This is a genomic window from Salinarimonas sp. NSM (assembly GCF_052380005.1).
In the GTDB taxonomy this organism is placed as follows: Bacteria; Pseudomonadota; Alphaproteobacteria; order Rhizobiales; family Beijerinckiaceae; genus Salinarimonas.
Genome location: NZ_JBQTCJ010000006.1, coordinates 31,656 through 48,605, shown reverse-complemented (window position 1 = coordinate 48,605; position 16,950 = coordinate 31,656). Strand labels below are relative to the sequence as shown.

The window sequence follows — 16,950 nt, the reverse complement described above, 5'->3', positions numbered from 1 at the left end:
CTAATGGGGTTCCCGCCGGAATGGGATATGGTAGCTCCCGAGACTATGCCTCGGAAAAGGAAGCTGTAAATGCCACAGAGAGCCAAGCCGGCCCCGATCAAGCATTGCCGCGCATGCGGGGCTCAGATGGATCGCAAGCGGATCAACGGTCGCCTGGAGGACCTGAGCGCGTTTCGGAATCGCGTCTACTGCGATCGGGCGTGCATGGCGCGCGGAATGGAGAAGGACGTCTGCCGCAGCCTGAGCCACAGTCGATCGAAGGCCGCGGCTCAGGCGAAGCCCGCATGCGAGGCGTGCGGGGCGACAGGGAAGCTCCACGTCCACCACCGAGACGAGGACCCTACCAACAACACGCCATCGAACTTGAGGACGTTGTGTCCGGCCTGCCATCGTCGCTCGCACTCGCCGAACTTCATGGAAGACGGCGTGACGCCGAAGCCATGCGAGCATTGTGCGCGGCCATCTGTGAAGCGGGGGCTGTGCGGAACTCACCTGAGCAGGCTCAAGCGGCATGGGCATCCCTTAGCGGTGAAGCGAAAGCGCGGATCGCAATGGGTTTTGGAGATATCTGGCGACGGGTGACGTTCGCGCCCCTGTCGACCGGTGAGCCCTCCCGAGTGGGACGCCTGCGCGCCTACGGCAACGCGATCTGCGTCCCGGTCGCGGCGCTCTTCCTCGAAAGCATCCTCGCCGAGCGCGCCGTGAAGGCCGCTCTCGCACCCACCATGGAGGCCGCGGAATGAGCGCGCAACGGGACATGCTCGTCGACCCGCTCGACCTCCCGAAGGACATCGCCGGCACGCCAGCGGCGCGGGCCTATCGCCGGGAGATGCGTCTTCGGGCGCCGGCCTACATCTGGACCCGAGAGGACGTCCAGGCGGACCTTGAGGAGGCGGCCCGGATCATGGGGGCGATCGAACGCCACCCCCGGCCCAGCGCCGGCGGGTCCGTACTCGGGCGCCTCTCCGATCCCGGGGACGGCCGGAAGGGCTACGCGGCCGCGCGGGTGGACTGGGCCCGCGCGGTCTACACCTGGCCCGAGGCTTTCCTCCTGTCGTTCGGCCGGCGGTCGGAACACGACGCGGTGCGCCTGTGGCTGGCCACCCGCGACGGATCGAAGAGCACCGAAGGGGATCGCCTCGAGGCCCACGCGACCCGGGCCGCTCGTCGGCGAGGCATCCTCTGGATCGCGGCCGAGCTGATGCGGGACGGCCGCCTCAACGCGCGGGACCGGATCGTCCCGGAACCGCTCGAGGCGCCCGCGCCCGCCGGCCCGGCGCCGGCCCATGGCACGGCGTGGCGCGCGCCGGAGAGCCCGGAGGAAGCGGCGAACGGGATGCCCGATGCCGCCGGCTTCGATGCGATCCTCTCGGCGATCGTGGCGGACGCGCGGGCGCTGCGCGGCGACCCGGAAGCCATCGTCCACAAGCTCGTGCAGATCGCCGTCGACGACTGGTTTGCGGATCACGAGCCCGGCACGCTGACCATGACGCGGAAGACGAAGCTGTTCAGCCGGTGGAAGGACGCGGCCCTCACCGCCCTGCGAGAGGCCAGCGCGGCATGAACGCCCCGTGGCCCATCTACCGCCGCCCGGTTCGGATCGTGGCGTGGCGGGCTCCCGCAGCCCCGCCAGAGCCCGTGAGCCGGGTCGAGGGCGCAGCGCTCGCCGCGAGGGTGTTCGGGAAGCCTCACGCCCGCCCTACCCGGCCCTACGCCCGTTGGTGCTATCCTGGACGGGGGAGGCGGGTGAAGGTGCTCGTGATCCCACGGACATGGAATACAACGATCTCCGCGATGCCGGGCCGACCAGGAGGGTGAAGGCATGACAGAAGGGCCGAAGAATTTGCAGGACGCGGCGATCATCATCGCGGACCTGCTTGCATCGTCTCTGTATCCACTGGATGGCACGTGGCGTTCGGCGCGCGAACCGAAGGTCTGGGAACGCTCCGGCCTGAATTGGCTGGCCGCGAACGCGGATCTGCTTCCCGGCTGTAACGCCTGGACGGCGGCGATCGTGCGCGAGGGCTACCCGACCTCCGCGGCAGGAGACAGGTGCGGGAAGTTCTGGCGTCCGCCTGAGTTACCGTGATCCGCCGCACGCCATTTGTGCCGCGATCGGATGCAGGACGCTACGGTGCACGATCCGTGCTCCCGCGCAAGCTTCACGGCCTCACGATCCGTCTTCCGGGCTTCCGTGCATAGATTGCGATGCCGCAATCTGATGCAGGCGTGACGGAAATCAGGCTTGCGTCATTGCACAAAACCGGGCACCTCTCGTGCGTCAGGTCGAGATGCGCCAACGGCGGCGCGCCGGCCCATCCTGCAGGGTAGAGCAGCGGTAGCTCGGGTGGCTCATAACCACCAGGTCGCCGGTTCGATCCCGGCCCCTGCATCCAGATTCGCAGATCAGCGCGGCGGCTCACGCCCAGAAGACGACGGCGGCGCCCCGGCGCCGAGGAATGCGGGAGAGCGGCACCGGCCCCGTCTGGCTCGCCGCCCCGGTCGCGCTGACACCCACACCGGCCCGCCCCAGGGCGAGCATGGCCGCCTCCGCCCGAACGCTAGCGCGGGGGCGGGCCGGTATCCCCGATCGCAGGACAGCGCCGATGATCACCCTCACCGACCACCAGGGCGGAGAGCCCCCGCTGAGGCTCGGCGCCGCAGACACGGCCGAAGGCCGGGCGCAAGCGCTCATCGCCGCTCGGAAGGCTGAGGACGCGCGTCTCGCCAGGCCCCGCCAGGAAGTCGAGCTGCGCGACGCCAAGGCGCAGCCGTCGCAGATCGCCATCATGCTCGCCGGGCTGTCTTCGGAAGAGTGCATGCGCGACATGCGTCTCTACGGCCGCACGCGGGTAGACGCACAGGGGCGGCGCATCCCGTTCGACACCCTCCCCACCCACGACCCGGAAGACGACTGCGCATGACGCCGGCCTGCGAAGAACACTGGCGCCGCGTCCGGCACGGCCTGTCGCTCGAGCGGCGCACCGCCGCGCTGCCCCGCCTCTCCGGTGCGGATCGGAAGCGGGAAGAGCTGAACCTCGCCCTCGCCGCCCGCGGCCTCCCGGAGCGCCCCACTGCGCTTCACGCCAGGGCCGCGCTCGGCCGGCCTCTCGACGATCGGGACCGCGCCGTCATCGTGGCCGCGAGCCGGTACGGGCGCGCGTGACCTGCAGGGTTGAGGCTCGGGCCGGGACATCAGGCCCACGGTTCCAGCCGATGGTAGAGCGCAGCACAGGCAAGGGCGATGTGCACCGGCGCCCCATCGCGCTTGAATCGGGTGACCGTGTTGACGTGAACGCCGAGACGACGGCTCGCCTCGGCCCCGCTGATGCCCATGGCCTTCAGCCACCGGGAAAATGCTTCGCCTGACATCACTACCATTGTGATAATCCGTCCCAGCCGCTATATCACTGTGACGGTGATAATTGGCAGGGATTGAGCCCATGGGCAAGGTGTCGGCGATCTACGTGATCGAGCTGTTTCCCGGGAAGGTGAAGATCGGGCAGACGCGGGATTGGGCGAACCGGCTTGCGCAATACACGCACAGCGGCATCATTGAACCGGTGCAGTTCGAACTCTTCCCGATGGACGCGATATTCCTCCGTGACGCAGAGCGCATCGTTCTTGAGCGCACCGCGCGGTGGGCGATCATCGGCGAATGGCGGTTCTGCGATTTCGAGGATGCAGCGGTCGTGGCACGCGCTATCCATGCGGAGGTCGAGGCTGGGCATTTCGAGATGCCAGTAGCAACTCGGCAGACACCGCCCAAACGCCAGACGCGGCGGTTCGAGCATGGTCTCGCGAACAGCAGATACCGAGGTGAGGTCGGGAAGATTGCGCCAGCCTATGAGGTGAGGCGAAGATAGCCCGGATACCGGCCGCCCGGATAACCAACCAGAGGGCGATCGGGGGCGTTTCAGGGTCCTGCAGACGGGCCCGGACATCATGATCAGAGCCCGATAGGAGACCACCACCATGCCGGCGATGAAGAACGCCCGGCACGAGGCGTTCGCGCAGGCCGTGGCGAAAGGTAGGACGCAGGTCGAGGCGTACGCCTTGGCCGGCTACAAGCCGAACGATGGCCACGCCGCCCGTCTGGCAGGAAATGGTAGGGTCCGGGCACGGATCGCCGAGCTACAGGGGAGGGCGGCGGAGCGCACCGCCGTCACCATCGAGAGCCTCACCGCAGAGCTGGAGGAAGCTCGCGCGCTCGCCAAGGCGCAGGGGCAGGCCGGCGGTGCCGTCGCGGCGACGATGGGCAAGGCGAAGCTGCACGGCCTTCTCGTCGAGCGCCGGCACCATTCCGGCGCCGTTGGCTCCTACGACCTCTCGAAGCTGACGGACGAAGAGCTTGAGCGCCTCGAAAGCATCCTCGGTCCGATTGCCGACGCTGGCGGAGATCCGAGCGGAGAGGCGGAGGCGTGAGACCGAGCGCGAGCGCGAGCGGGTCGCCAAGGATGGCGAGCGCATCCGCGCCCGATGCCAGACCCTCGCCGGCTTCATCCGCGAGGCCTGGCATATCGTCGAGCCCGGGAGCGCCTACGTCCACGGCTGGCACATCGACGCCATCTGCGCGCACCTCGAGGCGATCACCTTCGGGCGCTTCCTCGCTCTCGGCGCTGAGAATCGGCTCCTGATCAACGTGCCCCCGGGGACGATGAAGAGCCTCATCGTCTCTGTGTTCTGGCCTGCCTGGGAGTGGGGGCCGTGCGGCATGCCGGAGATGCGCTACCTCACGACGTCGTATTCCGACGCCTACGTGAAGCGCGACAGCCGGCGCATGCGCGACCTCGTCGTGTCGGACTGGTACCGGGGTCTCTGGCCGGAGGTCGAGATGGCCCGCTCCGGCGAGGCCTCATTCGCGAACACGCGCACTGGCTTCCGCGAGGGCGTGCCGTTCGCGTCTCTCACCGCCGGCCGCGGGCATCGGGTGATCATCGACGACCCGCACTCGACGGAGACGGCCGAAAGCGACGCTGAGCGCGCGAGGACGGTCCGCATCTTCCGGGAATCGGTCCCGACGCGCCTTGTTGACCCGGTCGCCTCGGCGATCGTGGTCGTTATGCAGCGGCTTCACACGAATGACGTCTCCGGGACGGCGCTCGCGCTCAACCTCGGCTACCAGCACCTGATGCTGCCCATGGAATTCGAGCCGGAGCGGCGGTGCCGCACGGTCATAGGCTTCGAGGATCCGCGGCGGACCGAGGGCGAGCTGCTCTTCCCCGAGCGCTTCCCGCGCGCCGTGGTCGACCGCGACAAGATCCCGATGGGCTCCTACGCGGTCGCGGGGCAGTTCCAGCAGCGGCCCACGCCCCGAGAGGGCGGCATGTTCAAGCGGGCCTGGTTCGCAGACAGGATCATCCCCGCGGCACCCGAAGGCACCCGGTGGGTTCGCCATTGGGACCTTGCCGCCACGGCGAAGAAGCGCAACGGGGGCGGCAACGCCCGCACCGCCGGCGTGAAGCTCGGGAAGACCCCGGACGGCCGATACGTCGTCGGCCACGTCATCACGGTCCAGGAAGAAGGCCCGGACGTCCGCCGCCTCATCTGCACCACGGCCGCGACGGACGGGCGGGACGTCGAGATCAGCCTGCCGCAGGACCCCGGCCAGGCGGGCAAGGTCCAGAAGCAGGACATGGTCGCCATGCTCGCCGGCTACGTCGTCAAGGTCGACCCGGAGACGGGCGACAAGGCGACCCGCGCCGAGCCCTTCGCCGCTCAATGCGCGGCCGGCAACGTCTCCCTCGTTCGGGGGGCGTGGAACGACGCCTACCTCGACGAGCTGTGCCTGTTCCCAGGCGGCGCCCTGAAAGACCAGGTCGACGCCACTTCGGCGGCGTTCGGGCGGCTCCTGTCCGGGGGCGGCGAATACCCCTTCTACGTCGGCGCCTGAGGAGGCTGCGCACATGTCGTTCTGGCGTCGCCTCATCGGGCGCGAGCGCGAAGAGAAGGCGAGCGCCACCGGGCCGGCGCACGCCTACTGGACCACGGGCCAAGCGGTCTACACGCCCCGGCGCTACGACCGCTTCGCCGAAGAGGCCTACGTCAAGAACGCCATCGCCTTCCGCTGCATCGCCATGATCGCGCAGGCTGTGACGTCGGTCCCGATCTACGCCAAGGCCCGGACCGCATCGGGGGCTGTGCTGGACGGTCACCCCGCCCTCGACCTTCTCACCCGCCCGAATCCGCTCGAGCCGGGAACGACGTTCCTTGAGCGGCTGGTGACCTTCTACCTCATCGCCGGCAACGGCTATGTCGAGGCTGTGGCGCCGGGGGCGCGCGAGGGGCGCATGCGCGGCCCGGCCCGCGAGCTCTACGCCCTGCGCCCCGATCGGGTGAAGGTGATCCCCGGCCCGGACGCGCTGCCCAGGGGCTACGAGTACGAGGCCAACGGGATCAAGGTCGTTTTCCCGGTCGACCCGGTGCGGGGCGGCTCGCCGATCCTGCACATCGCCGCGGTGAACCCCCTCGACGACTTCTACGGCATGGCCGCCACCGACCCGGCGGCCCGCGCCATCGATCGCCACACCGCGGCGGCGGACCACAACACGGCCATCCTCCAGAACGGGGCGACCCCGTCGGGCGCGCTCATGTTCCGCCCGGTGACCGTGAACGGCGAGACGAAGATGCCGCCGAAGGAGGCGATCGACCAGGCAGAGGCGAGGATCCGCGAGCGCTACACCGGCGCCCGGAACGCGGGCAAGCCGATGGTCTTCGGCGGTGACGTGTCTTGGGCGTCCTTCGGGATGAACATGGAGCAGCTTCAGCTCGTGGAGTCGAAGCTCGACGCGGCGCGGGACATCTGCATCGCCTACGGCGTCCCGATCGCGCTCTTGCTCCCGGGGCAGTCGACCTACAACAACATGCGGGAAGCGAAACTCGGCTTCTACGAAGAGACCGTGGTCCCGCTCGCCGAACGGCTCTGCGGCCACTGGAATTCGTGGCTGATGCCGGGCTTCGACGACCGGGCGGAACTCGTGCTCGACCTGGACCAAGTCGAGGCGCTGACGCTTCGCCGGGAGATCCACCAGAGCAACGTCCGCAACCTGTGGAACGACGGTCTCGTGACCCGTGACGAGGCGCGCGAGGCGCTGGGCTACGACCCGATGCCGGACGCGGTCCAGGTGAAGGTCGACGCCACGGTGCTCCAGGCCCTGCTTGCGGCGGTGCGCGACCGGAGCCTGCCGCTCGAGGCGCTGTGGCGCTACGCCCGCGCCGTTGGGCTCGTCGAGCCGGGCATGACCGATGACGCCCTTCTCACGCTCGTCGAGGGGCTGGCGTCGGACGCCGAAGCCGCCGCGGCCGGGACACCGCCTAGCCAGAACCCGCCGCCTCCGCCGCCGGCTGATGGCGACGACGAAGAGCCGGACCCCGAAGACGAAGAGGACCCGACGCGATGATCTCGCTGCGCACCAAGGACGCCACGGCGGGCCTCACCATCGCCGCGCCGATCGAGCTCTCGACGAAGGAGCTGACCGAGGCCGGCGAATTCGAGGGCTACGCCTCGACCTTCGGCAACGTCGACCGCGGCGGCGACATGATGATGGCAGGGGCCTTCCTCGAAAGCCTGGGCCGCCGCCCCGCCGGCAAGGTCAAGATGCTCCGGGACCACGACACCCGGAAGATCATCGGCGTCTGGACGGAGGCGAAGGAGGATGGCCGCGGCCTCTACATGAAGGGCCGGCTCATCCTGGACACCGAGGGCGGCCGCGAGGCCTACGCGCTGCTCAAGGCCGGCGCGCTGGACAGCCTGTCGATCGGATACCGCGTGCTCGCGGACTCCTACCAGCGCGACGCCAACGGCCGCCGCGACGTGCGTCAGCTCATCAAGGTCGACCTGATGGAGGTCTCGCTGGTCACGTTCCCGATGAACGAGGCGGCGACGATCTCTCGGGTGAAGGGGCGCGAGCTCCCGACCGAACGCGAATTGGAGGCGGCGCTGCGGGATGCAGGCCTGTCCGCTTCCGAGGCCAAGGCCCTCATCGCGGGCCGGGCCTACAAGTCGATCCTGAACGCGCGGGATGCCGGGACGGGCGACGACAAGAGCGGGGACGCGCTGGACGCGCTCCGCACCCTCGCGCGGACGCTCCGCGGCGGGGGCTGACACCCCTCATCGACCACCGACATCATCGGAGAACACGACCATGCGAACCGGCATCCCGGTCGCGGGCGCGCTCGCGCTCGCTCTCACGCTCGGCATCCTCGCCCTGGCGGGCTTCGCCGATCCGGCCCTCGCGGCCCTCACCACCGTGGGCGTCGCCGTCCCGCCCGACCTCATGGACATCGGCGGCGTGCTCGCCATGTCCGCCATGGGCGCGCGCATCGAGCGCAAGGACGATTCCGGCACCGACGTGAAGAAGGTCGTGACCGAGGTCATGACCGCCTTCGAGGAGTTCAAGAGCGCCAACGACGCCCGGCTCAAGGAGCTGGAGAAGAAGGGCGCGTCCGACCCCCTCATCACCGACAAGCTCGACAAGCTCGAGAAGTCCATGGCCAAGGGCGACGACCTCAACCAGGAGCTGACCACCCTCAAGGGCAAGCAGCAGAACCTCGAGACGCTGCTCAAGGACCTCGAGACCGCCTTCGCCCGCACTCCGCGCGGCGCCGGCGGCGAGGGGAAGGAAGACCCCGCGGCCACCGCGTACAAGGAGGCCTTCCTCTCGGTCATGCGCTCCACGGGCCAGTTCGTCGACCCGGAGGCCGTGAAGGCCCTCAAGGCCGCCGAGAAGGACATGGAGGCCAAGGGGCTGGTGTCCGGCGATCTCACCCAGGGCGGCTACTACCTCGCCCCGGCCCAGATGGCGACGGAGCTCGTCAAGGACCTCGTCGAGTTCTCGCCGATGCGCTCGCTCGCTTCGGTGACCTCGATCTCCGTCAAGTCCCTCATCCTCCCGAAGCGCACCGGCACCTTCGCCGCCCGGCGCGTCGGCGAGACCGAGCCCCGGACCGAGACGACGGGCTACACCACGGGCCAGGTCGAGATCATGGCGCCCGAGATGTACGCCGAGGTGCACATCTCGCAGCAGATGGTGGAGGACAGCGCCTTCAACATCGAGGCCGAGATGGGGCTCGAGTTCGCCGAGCAGTTCGCGGTGAAGGAGGGCGCCGAGTTCATCTCCGGGTCCGGCGCGGGGAACGAGGCGCAGGGCTTCCTCAACGGCTCCGGTGTCATCGAGACCATCTCCGGCGACGCGAGCCTGATCACCGCGGACGGCCTCATCGACCTGATGCACGCGCCGAAGTCGGTCTACATGCGCAGCGGGACCTTCGTCCTCAACCGCCTGTCGCTCGGCGCGGCCCGCAAGCTGAAGGCGTCGGACGGCCACTATCTGTGGCAGCCCGGCATCGCGGAGGGGCGGCCGAACACCATCCTCGGCGCGCCCTACGTCGAGATGCCGGACATGCCGACCATCGCGGCCGGCGCCTATCCGGTGGCGTTCGGCGACTTCCGCCGCGGCTACCGCATCGCGGATCGCATCGGCATCTCGGTCCTGCGCGACCCCTACACCCTGGCCGGCACGGGCTTCATCAAGTACCTCGCCCGCAAGCGGGTCGGCGGTCAGGCCGTGCTCGGCCAGGCCATCGCGAAGATGAAGATCGCCGCCTCCTGATCTCGGGTGACCCCCGCGCCGGCATGACCGGCCCGGCCGCTCGGCGGTGACCCCGCCGGGCGGCGCTGCCCTCCCCGATCCAGACAGGGACCCCGGACCATGATGAACCTGATTCACGACGCGAAGTTCGTCGTCGTCGAGGCGTCGGCGATCGCCGGCACCACGACCCTCACCACCGACGTCGTCGACCTGGCGGGGTTCGACTCCGTCGCCTTCGTCGCGCATCTCGGCGACGTCACCGACACGTCGGTGCTGACCCTCACGGGCTACACCAACGACACGAACAACACGACCACGCCGACCGAGACGGCAGCGGCGGTGACCTTCACCGCGGGCGCTTCCGACGCCGACAACAAGCTCATGGTCGTCGACATGGTGAAGCCGCGGCAGCGCTACGCCTACGCCACGCTGGAGCGCGGCACGGCGAACGCGGTGGTCAACGGCATCGTGGCGATCCTCTACAACGCGCACAACAAGCCGGTGACGCAGCCGGCCTCGGTGCTCGTGGCCGACGTCTTCAACGACCCGAACAACGCCGCGTGACGCTGACGGGCGCGGGGCTTTGGTCCCGCGCCTCCCCCTTCCTCTCGCCCCGGAGCCGTCATGTCCGTGGACGCCACCGCCCTGCGCGCCTTCCCCTACAGCGACGACGGCGTGACGGTGCGCACCATCGCCGCCGGCGAGGCCTTCGCCTGCCGCGCCGATCTATTCCTGGGCCTGGAGCGCGCCGGCTACGTCCGCCGGGCCATCGAAGACAAGATGGATCGCTGGCCGATCGCGACGGGGGCGCCGGTGCTGCGCGACGATGCCGCAGCGCCGGAATGGGTGCGTCGGTACGAGGCCGCTGAAAACGCGCAGACGGTCGAAGGACTCCCAGCGACGGCCATCGTCGGTGGCCAGGAGGTCGCGTCGGCGGTCATCGTGAACGCCGCGATCGAACGGCACGGCATCACGGCCGCGACGTGGAACGCGAAGGACCTGTTGACCCGACGAGAGATGTTCGATGCAGAGGTCAAGGACATGCGGGCCGCGGCCGCTGGCGGGGCCCCCACGCGGCTCGACGTGCCGACCGAGCTTCCCGCCGACCGGGATGCGCTCGCCGTGATCGCCGAGAGCATGGGGCTCCGGGTCCACCACCGAGCCGGCCCGGAGCGCATCCGGGCGCAGATCGAAGAGGCCCGCGCGGCCGCGAAGGGGTGATCCATGGCGATCGTCGTCGAGGACGGGACCGGCGTCACCGGAGCGGACGCTTACGCGTCGCTCGCCGCCGTCACCGCCTACTGGGCCGCCCGGCCGCACGACGCTCTCGCGGCGACCTGGACCGCGGCGACGGACGCGAACCGAGAGGGCGCGATCCGGGAGGCCGCGGCGTTCCTCGACAGCGTCTACGGCCCGTTCTACCGGGGCCGGCGCGCCTCCTACACACAGGGGCTCCTCTGGCCCCGGAACGCGGGCCTGGACGCCGACGGCGAGCCGATCGCGATCACCGACCCCAACGGGGCGACCCTTCCGGAGCTCCCGCCGGCGCTGATCTCGGCATCGGCCGAGCTGGCGGCGCGGGCGCTCACGGCGCGGCTCGCCCCGGACCTCGAGCGCGGCGGGCGCGTGAAGCGCACCTCCGAAGCCGTGGGGCCGCTCAAGACCGAGGTCGAGTACATGGACGGCGCGCCCGCGGTCACCACCTACGGCCCGGTGGCGGGCATGATGGCAGCGCTCTGCGACGGAAGACAGCCCGGCGGCGATAGCGCGGCGTGGTGGTTCGCATGACCCGCGACTATACCCCCCAGGCCCGGACCGCGGCCCGCCTCGTCGGCGCGAACGGAGCCCCGGTCACCATCCGCCGGGCGGGCGCGCCGACGGGGGACCCGTGGAACCCCACCCCCGGAACGCCGATCACCGCTCCGGCGAAGACGGTCATGCTGGAATTCAGCCTGCGGGAGCGGGACGGCACGAACATCCTCGAGGGGGATCGCAAGGCCCTTCTCACGCTGGACAATGCGACGCTGACCGGCGGGCTCGCGGTCGGGGACATGATCGTGGTCTCGGCATCCGAGGAATGGCGGGTCGTAGACCCCCGGCCGTTGCAGCCCGCCCCTGGCGGGGTCGTGGTCCTCTACGAGGCGCAGGTGAGGCGCTGAACATGGAATCGCCGGACAACGTCGTCTACGCCGCCGCGGCCGCTTCCGCGCTGGCCTGTTTCAGCGCTGGCGGGCTTAAGGGTCTCGTCTACGCCTGTGGCGGCGCGGTGCTCGCGCTTGCCGCTCTTCGGGCCACCGGGGCGCTGTGATCTCCCGCCCGCCGCGTCCCCGCCCCGGGTGCGATCTCGTCGAGGAAGCCCGCCAAGCGCGCGCCGAAGCCGCGACGGCCGCGGCGCTCGTCGAAGCGCAGTCCGGCGAGGATCGGCCCGCACCCCGCCAACGCCAAGCCGAGAGAGCAACAAGATGAGCATGCCGTTCGCCGTCGTCGCCGTATATATGGGCTTCGCGGGCCTGGGGCTGCTGCTCGGCCTGCCTTCGTCGCGTTGGCGCTACATCATGCTGTTCGTCGTGATGATCGCCGCCGGCCTGTGGCTCGCGCCGCCCGGGTGGTTCTTCGGCGAGCCCCAGGCGTCGGCGGGCTGATCACCGATGGCCCGCCGCCCGTCCCGCTTCAACCGCATCCGCGCGGCCCTCGACGGATTCGAGCCGCAGGTGCGGGACGCCTTCCTCGCGGCTATCCAGGGCATCACCGCGGCTGCGCAGGTCGCCCGCATCGAAGAGCGGATCCGCGCCGGCGACCTCGAGGGGGCGTTGCGCGCGGTGGGCATCGCCGCATCGGCCTTCGCCGGTTTCGAGGCCGCCATCGTCGCGGCCTACGGGGCCGGCGGAACGGCCGCGGTCGAGATGCTGCCCCGCGCCGCGGCACGCGACGTGGACGGGGTCCTCATCCGCTTCGACGCCCGGAACCTTCGGGCCGAGACGTGGGTGCGGGAGCACAGTTCGACCTTGATCACCCGGGTCGTGAACGACCAACGCGCCGCGGTGCGGGTCGTGCTCGACGACGGTCTCAACGCGGGCCGGAACCCACGCGCCACGGCGCTCGACATCGTGGGGCGAGTGGACCGGCGCACCGGGCGGCGAGAGGGCGGCATCGTCGGCTTGACCGAGGCGCAGGCCCGCTACGTCGTGAACGCCCGCGCCGAGCTGTCTTCGGGCGACCCGGCCCGCATGCGCGCCTTCCTGGAGCGCGAGCGCCGCGACCGCCGGTTCGATCGGACGATTATGCGGGCCATCAACGAGGGGCGACCCCTATCGCCGGCCGACGTCGACCGGATCACCGGACGCTACTCGGATTCGCTCCTTCAGCTCCGGGGCGAGACCATCGGGCGGACCGAGACGCTGACCGCGGTCCACGCCGCACAGGACGAAGCCCTGCGACAGGTCGTCGACCGAGGTCAGGTCCGCGCTGATGCGGTGACGAGGGAATGGCGCGCAACGAGCGGTCCGCGGACCAGAGACAGCCATCGGGCGATGAACGGGCAGCGGGTCGGGCTCGACGGGGTGTTCGTCACGCCCGCGGGGCATCGTCTTCGGTATCCGGGGGACACCTCGCTCGGCGCGCCGGCATCGGAAACGATCCAGTGCCGATGCACCATCATGCAGGACATCGATTTCCTCGCGGGGGTGACCTGAGATGGCGGGCCGCTCGTTCAACGCGCAAGTCGGGGCGTGGGTGCTTCAAACCCGCGCGCGGATGGAGGCGGTCCAGAAGGAGAGCGCGAAGCGCGTCTTCAACCTCGCGAGGGAGGGGACGCCCGTCGACACCGGGTTCTTGAGGGCGTCGTTCGTCACCTCGCTCTCGGCTCCGATCACCGACATCCGGTTCCGGCCGCCCGGGGATGGGAGCTATCAGGCGTCGGACACCTCGATTGCCGCCACGATCGCGGGGGCGCAGATCGGCGTCCCGATCTACGGCGTCTTCACGGCGAACTACGCGGTTTTCGTCGAGTACGGGGCGCGGGGGCGGCCCGGGGTGGGCTTCGTCCGCCTCGCCGCCCAGCAGTGGCAGAGCATCGTCGAGGCGGTCGCTACGGAGCTTCGGAGCCGGGCGGGCGGGTAGCGCCGAGCACGTCCTCGGTCCCGTCTTCCTGCGCCTTCACGAGCGAGATCTGCAGGCTCACCACCAAGCGCCGGGCGAAGGCGATGTGGTTCTGGCCTCGCGTGGTGTCGCACCGGGCCGTCCCGAGCGCGCGCTGCGCGTCAACGAGGCGGCGATACACCTCGTCCTCATCAATGAACTGGTCGGGATCGTCTTCGGGCGCCGGCATCGCGCGGGAGCCTACCACATGGCCGCCACGACGGTAGAGGCGATCATCGAAGAGGCGCTGAACGCTCGCCTCGCGGCGCTGACCCTCTCGCCGGCGCGCCCCGTGGCGTGGCCCGGCGTCGGCTTCACCCCCGCGCCCGGGGCGATCTACCTCGAGCCCCGGTTCCTGCCGAACACGGCCGCGCAGATCACGCTCGGTGACTCCGGCCTCAACCGCCACTTCGGCCTCTACCAGGTCTCGGTCTACGGCCCGGCCGCGGGCTCGCACATCGCCTTGCGCGAGATCGCCGGGCTCGTCGGCGCGCATTTCCGGCGCGGGCTCTCGCTGACCCGTTCCGGGCTCACGGTCCGCATTGATCGGCCCCCGTCCACCGGGCCGTCGCTGACCGAGAGCGCGCTCACGATGATCCCCGTCACGGTGTCGTGGTTCTGCGACGCCGCCAACCCGGCCTGAGCGCCGGCCATCTTCGCATCCCGGGAGAACCGCCATGGCCTTCGCGCAGGGCTCGCGCCACGACATCGCCTACGTCGCCGAGAGCGTCTTCGGCACCACGCCCGAGACGCCCAGCATGAAGGCGCTGCGGTACACGTCGACGACGCTCAACCTCACCAAGGAGGCCTTCGTCTCCGAGGAGATCCGGTCGGATCGCCAGATCGAGATCAGCCGCCACGGCAATCGCCAAGGCGCGGGCGAGATCGGCTTCGAGCTGTCCTACGGCGCGCTCGACGATCTCCTCGCGTCCGCCATGTTCGCGGACTGGTCGAGCAACGTCATCTCCCCCGGCACGACCCTGAAGCCCTTCACGATCGAGCGCCGGCATCTCGACATCGGCCGGTATCTCCGTTTCACCGGGTGCATCGTCAACACGCTCTCGCTAAGCATCACCCCGAACGCGATGGTGACCGGCTCGCTCGGGATCGTGGCGAAGGACGTGGCCCCGGCGACGACGGCGCTCGGCAGCCCCACGGCGGCGCCCGCGAACGAGCCCTTCTCGTCGTTCGAAGGCACGCTCACCGAAGGCGGGTCCCCGATCGCGATCGTGACGGGACTCGAGCTCCAGCTCGCGAACGGCGTCGAGCCGAACTTCGTGATCGGCTCCCCCACCACGCCGCAGATGAGCTTCGGTCGAGCGAACCTCACCGGCACGCTCACGGCGTTCTTCGAGAACACGACCCTCTACGAGAAGTTCGTCAACGAGACGATCTCCAGCCTCGCGGTGACCCTCGAGGACCCCGCCGGCAACACGCTGGCCATCGAGATCCCGCGCCTGAAGTACAACGGTGCCGAGGTCCCGGTGAGCGGGGAGGGCTCGATCCTCATGGAGATGCCGTTCCAGGCGCTGCGCGACAGCTCGGAAGGCACCAACCTGATCTTCACCCGCACCCCGGCCGCGTAAGGAGCCAAGCATCATGGCGTTCGATCTCGCCAAGCTCGACGATCTCACCGCATCGCACGACGAAGGCGTGTGGGTGGACCTAAAGGACCTCGGCGCGGGCGAGCCGCTCGGCGTCTCGGTCAAGATCGCCGGGCCGGACTCCAAGGTCTGCCAGAAGGCAGCCGCCACGCTCGCCGATCGCCGCATCGCCATGCAGAACGAGGGGCTGACCCTGACCGCCGAGCACGGCATCGCCCTCAGCATCGGCTTCCTCGCCGACATCACGCTCGACATTCGCCATCTGCCGGACCGCGCGGAAGCGGGCGACCCCGCCGCGTGGGTGCCCGGCGTGATCAGCGGCGGCAAGGTCGTGCCGTTCTCCCGCGAACTCGCTCGCAGCCTCTACACCAACCGGATGATCCGCGAGCAGGTCGACAAGGTCGCGGCGTCCCGCGCCCCTTTCGCCCGACGGAGCGCCTAGTCGCTGCGCTCGTCGCCAGGGTCGAGGCGGCGGTCCGGCTCGACAGCCCAGCGAAGGACGGGACGCCGCTGCGCGCACACCTGGAGCAAGTCGCGAAGCAGACCGGCAAGCGCCCGAAGGATCTCGAGGAGCCGCCAGTCCCGCCAGGTATGGAACGCGTCTGGGGCGCGTTCCTGGACCTCGCCTCGGTCCGGGGCGGGAACGGGTTCGCCCCGCTCCCGATCGGGTGGGCAGACATCGCAGCCTACGACCGGCTCATGGAACGGGGTTTGCGCCCGTGGGAGGTCGCCGTGATCCGCCGCCTCGACGCCGCGGCGCTCGCTGCGATGGGGAAGCCCAAGAGCTAGTGCTTGACGCTGGGCGCCGATGGGATCGGCCTCGTCATCGTGGTGCGCAGTGATCGCAAGAGTGCAATCGCCTCGTCGGGGGCGCCTACGGTGCGCATGCCGACCAGGGCCTCATCAAGGGCCGCCCCCATCTCCTCCCGGCTGACCGTGCCCTTGATGGCCAGAAGCTGAGCGATGACGGTGAATACCTGCATCGTCGCCTTCCCGTGGGCCTCAAGCCGCGCGACCTGCATCTTGAGGACAACGAGGTCCTTCTCCTGCTCGTGCATCAGGTCGATGAGTTCGCGGATGTCGGGGGTCATCGCTCGCCCTCAGTCCGAGTCGTTGTAGGGGTCGCGGGTGCCGGTGGTGAAGTCGAGAGCGTCGACCCGCTCCTCCAGCCGGGAGAGGCGCTTCTCCATCTCGGCGAGATGATCGTCGTCGTCGAGCGTCTTCTCCAGCCGAGCAATGATCTCGGCCGTGACGGAGCGCCGGTTGTCGTGCGCTGCCGCTTCCAGGCGATCTTTCATCGCCGGGGAGAGCCGGATCTTGAACTGGATGTCGAGGCGGTCGGACATGCCCCGCTTATGCACCAGATCGGTGCTTGACGGAAGCGGACCATAGTGGTACCCAATGGACCGTGGAGGTACCACAGAGGAACGCGAATGAAGCAAACCGACCCGCAGATCAAGGTTCGCCTCCCGAAGGACGTCATGGATTGGCTGCGCCAGTCCGCCGAGCAGAACCTTCGGAGCATGAACGCTGAAGTCGTCATCGTCCTGCGCGAGCGGATGACGGCAGAAACGAAAACGGCGACGGAGCGGGCCTAGGAACCTCTCTCCGTCGCCGTC

The 16,950-nt window shown here is 69.6% G+C and carries 29 protein-coding genes and 1 tRNA gene; 26 read left to right on the top strand and 4 right to left on the bottom strand.

Features of this window, described 5'->3' with window-relative positions; translation table 11 throughout:
- Window positions 1-69: 69 nt before the first annotated feature.
- The 5 genes from ACTZWW_RS04255 to ACTZWW_RS04235 all read left to right on the top strand — a co-directional run bounded on the left by ACTZWW_RS04255 (window position 70) and on the right by ACTZWW_RS04235 (window position 2,396).
- The gene (locus ACTZWW_RS04255) at window positions 70-582 is read left to right on the top strand and encodes an HNH endonuclease (protein WP_444779696.1); all 513 of its coding nucleotides are present in this window, start codon (window positions 70-72) and stop codon (window positions 580-582) included.
- Window positions 579-743, top strand: a complete 165-nt coding sequence (locus tag ACTZWW_RS04250; RefSeq protein ID WP_444779776.1) for a hypothetical protein — start codon at window positions 579-581, stop codon at window positions 741-743. Before ACTZWW_RS04255 ends, ACTZWW_RS04250 begins: the two co-directional genes overlap by 4 nt.
- Window positions 740-1,564: a hypothetical protein gene (locus ACTZWW_RS04245; RefSeq protein ID WP_444779695.1), complete on the top strand. Its 825-nt coding sequence runs from the start codon at window positions 740-742 to the stop codon at window positions 1,562-1,564. The genes ACTZWW_RS04250 and ACTZWW_RS04245 overlap by 4 nt, the downstream gene beginning before the upstream one ends.
- A gap of 258 nt (window positions 1,565-1,822) precedes the next feature.
- Entirely contained in the window at window positions 1,823-2,089 is a 267-nt protein-coding gene (locus ACTZWW_RS04240; RefSeq protein WP_444779694.1) for a hypothetical protein, read from the top strand.
- A 232-nt stretch (window positions 2,090-2,321) separates the two neighbouring features.
- Window positions 2,322-2,396: transfer RNA gene (locus ACTZWW_RS04235), tRNA-Met, on the top strand.
- Window positions 2,397-2,419: 23 nt separating this feature from the next.
- Here ACTZWW_RS04235 and ACTZWW_RS04230 read toward each other — a convergent pair.
- Window positions 2,420-2,542: a hypothetical protein gene (locus tag ACTZWW_RS04230; RefSeq protein WP_444779693.1), complete on the bottom strand. Its 123-nt coding sequence runs from the start codon at window positions 2,540-2,542 to the stop codon at window positions 2,420-2,422.
- Between the two features lie 64 nt (window positions 2,543-2,606).
- On the opposite strand from ACTZWW_RS04230, the gene ACTZWW_RS04225 reads away from it, so the two are divergent.
- From ACTZWW_RS04225 to ACTZWW_RS04150, 16 genes are all read left to right on the top strand, one after another.
- Complete coding sequence (locus ACTZWW_RS04225) at window positions 2,607-2,924, top strand: hypothetical protein (protein WP_444779692.1); 318 nt, start codon at window positions 2,607-2,609, stop codon at window positions 2,922-2,924.
- Window positions 2,921-3,166 (top strand): hypothetical protein, encoded by a 246-nt coding sequence (locus ACTZWW_RS04220; RefSeq protein WP_444779691.1) that lies wholly within the window; start codon window positions 2,921-2,923, stop codon window positions 3,164-3,166. Before ACTZWW_RS04225 ends, ACTZWW_RS04220 begins: the two co-directional genes overlap by 4 nt.
- 277 nt (window positions 3,167-3,443) lie before the next feature.
- Window positions 3,444-3,866, top strand: a complete 423-nt coding sequence (locus ACTZWW_RS04215; protein WP_444779690.1) for a hypothetical protein — start codon at window positions 3,444-3,446, stop codon at window positions 3,864-3,866.
- Between the two features lie 109 nt (window positions 3,867-3,975).
- Window positions 3,976-4,425: a terminase small subunit gene (locus ACTZWW_RS04210; protein ID WP_444779689.1), complete on the top strand. Its 450-nt coding sequence runs from the start codon at window positions 3,976-3,978 to the stop codon at window positions 4,423-4,425.
- Window positions 4,352-5,893 (top strand): phage terminase large subunit, encoded by a 1,542-nt coding sequence (gene terL, locus ACTZWW_RS04205; RefSeq protein ID WP_444779688.1) that lies wholly within the window; start codon window positions 4,352-4,354, stop codon window positions 5,891-5,893. Before ACTZWW_RS04210 ends, terL begins: the two co-directional genes overlap by 74 nt.
- A 13-nt stretch (window positions 5,894-5,906) precedes the next feature.
- Window positions 5,907-7,400, top strand: coding sequence for a phage portal protein (locus ACTZWW_RS04200; RefSeq protein ID WP_444779687.1), 1,494 nt, complete (start codon window positions 5,907-5,909; stop codon window positions 7,398-7,400).
- Window positions 7,397-8,104, top strand: coding sequence for an HK97 family phage prohead protease (locus ACTZWW_RS04195; protein ID WP_444779686.1), 708 nt, complete (start codon window positions 7,397-7,399; stop codon window positions 8,102-8,104). Before ACTZWW_RS04200 ends, ACTZWW_RS04195 begins: the two co-directional genes overlap by 4 nt.
- A 40-nt stretch (window positions 8,105-8,144) precedes the next feature.
- Window positions 8,145-9,611: a phage major capsid protein gene (locus tag ACTZWW_RS04190; protein ID WP_444779685.1), complete on the top strand. Its 1,467-nt coding sequence runs from the start codon at window positions 8,145-8,147 to the stop codon at window positions 9,609-9,611.
- A 99-nt stretch (window positions 9,612-9,710) separates the two neighbouring features.
- Complete coding sequence (locus ACTZWW_RS04185) at window positions 9,711-10,154, top strand: hypothetical protein (protein ID WP_444779684.1); 444 nt, start codon at window positions 9,711-9,713, stop codon at window positions 10,152-10,154.
- A gap of 66 nt (window positions 10,155-10,220) precedes the next feature.
- The gene (locus ACTZWW_RS04180) at window positions 10,221-10,811 is read left to right on the top strand and encodes a hypothetical protein (RefSeq protein WP_444779683.1); all 591 of its coding nucleotides are present in this window, start codon (window positions 10,221-10,223) and stop codon (window positions 10,809-10,811) included.
- Window positions 10,812-10,814: 3 nt separating this feature from the next.
- Window positions 10,815-11,378 (top strand): DnaT-like ssDNA-binding protein, encoded by a 564-nt coding sequence (locus ACTZWW_RS04175; RefSeq protein WP_444779682.1) that lies wholly within the window; start codon window positions 10,815-10,817, stop codon window positions 11,376-11,378.
- On the top strand, window positions 11,375-11,749 hold the full coding sequence (locus tag ACTZWW_RS04170; RefSeq protein ID WP_444779681.1) for a hypothetical protein: 375 nt from the start codon (window positions 11,375-11,377) through the stop codon (window positions 11,747-11,749). Before ACTZWW_RS04175 ends, ACTZWW_RS04170 begins: the two co-directional genes overlap by 4 nt.
- 2 nt (window positions 11,750-11,751) lie before the next feature.
- On the top strand, window positions 11,752-11,898 hold the full coding sequence (locus ACTZWW_RS04165) for a hypothetical protein (RefSeq protein ID WP_444779680.1): 147 nt from the start codon (window positions 11,752-11,754) through the stop codon (window positions 11,896-11,898).
- 154 nt (window positions 11,899-12,052) lie between these two features.
- On the top strand, window positions 12,053-12,232 hold the full coding sequence (locus ACTZWW_RS04160; protein ID WP_444779679.1) for a hypothetical protein: 180 nt from the start codon (window positions 12,053-12,055) through the stop codon (window positions 12,230-12,232).
- 6 nt (window positions 12,233-12,238) lie between these two features.
- The gene (locus tag ACTZWW_RS04155) at window positions 12,239-13,282 is read left to right on the top strand and encodes a phage minor head protein (protein ID WP_444779678.1); all 1,044 of its coding nucleotides are present in this window, start codon (window positions 12,239-12,241) and stop codon (window positions 13,280-13,282) included.
- A 1-nt stretch (window position 13,283) separates the two neighbouring features.
- Window positions 13,284-13,709, top strand: coding sequence for an HK97 gp10 family phage protein (locus ACTZWW_RS04150; RefSeq protein ID WP_444779677.1), 426 nt, complete (start codon window positions 13,284-13,286; stop codon window positions 13,707-13,709).
- On the opposite strand, the gene ACTZWW_RS04145 is transcribed toward ACTZWW_RS04150, so the two are convergent.
- Window positions 13,678-13,917, bottom strand: coding sequence for a hypothetical protein (locus ACTZWW_RS04145; protein ID WP_444779676.1), 240 nt, complete (start codon window positions 13,915-13,917; stop codon window positions 13,678-13,680). The two genes, ACTZWW_RS04150 and ACTZWW_RS04145, sit on opposite strands and share 32 nt — an antisense overlap.
- Window positions 13,918-13,935: 18 nt before the next feature.
- Here ACTZWW_RS04145 and ACTZWW_RS04140 point away from each other — a divergent pair, with 18 nt between their 5' ends.
- The 4 genes from ACTZWW_RS04140 (at window position 13,936) to ACTZWW_RS04125 (ending at window position 16,120) form a co-directional block, all read left to right on the top strand.
- Complete coding sequence (locus tag ACTZWW_RS04140) at window positions 13,936-14,370, top strand: DUF4128 domain-containing protein (RefSeq protein ID WP_444779675.1); 435 nt, start codon at window positions 13,936-13,938, stop codon at window positions 14,368-14,370.
- 34 nt (window positions 14,371-14,404) lie between these two features.
- Window positions 14,405-15,313, top strand: coding sequence for a phage tail tube protein (locus ACTZWW_RS04135; RefSeq protein ID WP_444779674.1), 909 nt, complete (start codon window positions 14,405-14,407; stop codon window positions 15,311-15,313).
- Between the two features lie 13 nt (window positions 15,314-15,326).
- Complete coding sequence (locus ACTZWW_RS04130; RefSeq protein ID WP_444779673.1) at window positions 15,327-15,773, top strand: hypothetical protein; 447 nt, start codon at window positions 15,327-15,329, stop codon at window positions 15,771-15,773.
- A 68-nt stretch (window positions 15,774-15,841) separates the two neighbouring features.
- Window positions 15,842-16,120, top strand: a complete 279-nt coding sequence (locus ACTZWW_RS04125) for a phage tail assembly chaperone (protein ID WP_444779775.1) — start codon at window positions 15,842-15,844, stop codon at window positions 16,118-16,120.
- On the opposite strand, the gene ACTZWW_RS04120 is transcribed toward ACTZWW_RS04125, so the two are convergent.
- Together ACTZWW_RS04120 and ACTZWW_RS04115 are read right to left on the bottom strand one after the other, a co-directional pair.
- Complete coding sequence (locus ACTZWW_RS04120; protein ID WP_444779672.1) at window positions 16,117-16,422, bottom strand: hypothetical protein; 306 nt, start codon at window positions 16,420-16,422, stop codon at window positions 16,117-16,119. The genes ACTZWW_RS04125 and ACTZWW_RS04120 overlap by 4 nt on opposite strands.
- Window positions 16,423-16,431: 9 nt before the next feature.
- Window positions 16,432-16,677 carry an Arc family DNA-binding protein gene (locus ACTZWW_RS04115; protein ID WP_444779671.1) on the bottom strand — a complete coding sequence of 82 codons (246 nt, stop codon included), beginning with the start codon at window positions 16,675-16,677 and terminating at the stop codon, window positions 16,432-16,434.
- A gap of 87 nt (window positions 16,678-16,764) precedes the next feature.
- On the opposite strand from ACTZWW_RS04115, the gene ACTZWW_RS04110 reads away from it, so the two are divergent.
- Window positions 16,765-16,929 (top strand): Arc family DNA-binding protein, encoded by a 165-nt coding sequence (locus ACTZWW_RS04110; protein ID WP_444779670.1) that lies wholly within the window; start codon window positions 16,765-16,767, stop codon window positions 16,927-16,929.
- The last annotated feature ends 21 nt before the right edge of the window (window positions 16,930-16,950 follow it).

What these genes read in the sequence shown, in the direction of transcription:
- ACTZWW_RS04120 (WP_444779672.1), bottom strand. Translation starts at nt 16,422, where the DNA reads ATGACCCCCGACATCCGCGAACTCATCGACCTGATGCACGAGCAGGAG.
- ACTZWW_RS04225 (WP_444779692.1), top strand. Translation starts at nt 2,607, where the DNA reads ATGATCACCCTCACCGACCACCAGGGCGGAGAGCCCCCGCTGAGGCTC.
- ACTZWW_RS04145 (WP_444779676.1), bottom strand. Translation starts at nt 13,917, where the DNA reads ATGCCGGCGCCCGAAGACGATCCCGACCAGTTCATTGATGAGGACGAG.
- ACTZWW_RS04150 (WP_444779677.1), top strand. Translation starts at nt 13,284, where the DNA reads ATGGCGGGCCGCTCGTTCAACGCGCAAGTCGGGGCGTGGGTGCTTCAA.
- ACTZWW_RS04160 (WP_444779679.1), top strand. Translation starts at nt 12,053, where the DNA reads ATGAGCATGCCGTTCGCCGTCGTCGCCGTATATATGGGCTTCGCGGGC.
- ACTZWW_RS04190 (WP_444779685.1), top strand. Translation starts at nt 8,145, where the DNA reads ATGCGAACCGGCATCCCGGTCGCGGGCGCGCTCGCGCTCGCTCTCACG.
- ACTZWW_RS04230 (WP_444779693.1), bottom strand. Translation starts at nt 2,542, where the DNA reads ATGCTCGCCCTGGGGCGGGCCGGTGTGGGTGTCAGCGCGACCGGGGCG.
- ACTZWW_RS04115 (WP_444779671.1), bottom strand. Translation starts at nt 16,677, where the DNA reads ATGTCCGACCGCCTCGACATCCAGTTCAAGATCCGGCTCTCCCCGGCG.
- ACTZWW_RS04210 (WP_444779689.1), top strand. Translation starts at nt 3,976, where the DNA reads ATGCCGGCGATGAAGAACGCCCGGCACGAGGCGTTCGCGCAGGCCGTG.
- ACTZWW_RS04140 (WP_444779675.1), top strand. Translation starts at nt 13,936, where the DNA reads ATGGCCGCCACGACGGTAGAGGCGATCATCGAAGAGGCGCTGAACGCT.
- ACTZWW_RS04170 (WP_444779681.1), top strand. Translation starts at nt 11,375, where the DNA reads ATGACCCGCGACTATACCCCCCAGGCCCGGACCGCGGCCCGCCTCGTC.
- ACTZWW_RS04195 (WP_444779686.1), top strand. Translation starts at nt 7,397, where the DNA reads ATGATCTCGCTGCGCACCAAGGACGCCACGGCGGGCCTCACCATCGCC.
- ACTZWW_RS04130 (WP_444779673.1), top strand. Translation starts at nt 15,327, where the DNA reads ATGGCGTTCGATCTCGCCAAGCTCGACGATCTCACCGCATCGCACGAC.
- ACTZWW_RS04255 (WP_444779696.1), top strand. Translation starts at nt 70, where the DNA reads ATGCCACAGAGAGCCAAGCCGGCCCCGATCAAGCATTGCCGCGCATGC.
- ACTZWW_RS04175 (WP_444779682.1), top strand. Translation starts at nt 10,815, where the DNA reads ATGGCGATCGTCGTCGAGGACGGGACCGGCGTCACCGGAGCGGACGCT.
- ACTZWW_RS04245 (WP_444779695.1), top strand. Translation starts at nt 740, where the DNA reads ATGAGCGCGCAACGGGACATGCTCGTCGACCCGCTCGACCTCCCGAAG.
- ACTZWW_RS04185 (WP_444779684.1), top strand. Translation starts at nt 9,711, where the DNA reads ATGATGAACCTGATTCACGACGCGAAGTTCGTCGTCGTCGAGGCGTCG.
- ACTZWW_RS04220 (WP_444779691.1), top strand. Translation starts at nt 2,921, where the DNA reads ATGACGCCGGCCTGCGAAGAACACTGGCGCCGCGTCCGGCACGGCCTG.
- ACTZWW_RS04155 (WP_444779678.1), top strand. Translation starts at nt 12,239, where the DNA reads ATGGCCCGCCGCCCGTCCCGCTTCAACCGCATCCGCGCGGCCCTCGAC.
- ACTZWW_RS04110 (WP_444779670.1), top strand. Translation starts at nt 16,765, where the DNA reads ATGAAGCAAACCGACCCGCAGATCAAGGTTCGCCTCCCGAAGGACGTC.
- ACTZWW_RS04200 (WP_444779687.1), top strand. Translation starts at nt 5,907, where the DNA reads ATGTCGTTCTGGCGTCGCCTCATCGGGCGCGAGCGCGAAGAGAAGGCG.
- ACTZWW_RS04215 (WP_444779690.1), top strand. Translation starts at nt 3,444, where the DNA reads ATGGGCAAGGTGTCGGCGATCTACGTGATCGAGCTGTTTCCCGGGAAG.
- ACTZWW_RS04165 (WP_444779680.1), top strand. Translation starts at nt 11,752, where the DNA reads ATGGAATCGCCGGACAACGTCGTCTACGCCGCCGCGGCCGCTTCCGCG.
- ACTZWW_RS04240 (WP_444779694.1), top strand. Translation starts at nt 1,823, where the DNA reads ATGACAGAAGGGCCGAAGAATTTGCAGGACGCGGCGATCATCATCGCG.
- ACTZWW_RS04135 (WP_444779674.1), top strand. Translation starts at nt 14,405, where the DNA reads ATGGCCTTCGCGCAGGGCTCGCGCCACGACATCGCCTACGTCGCCGAG.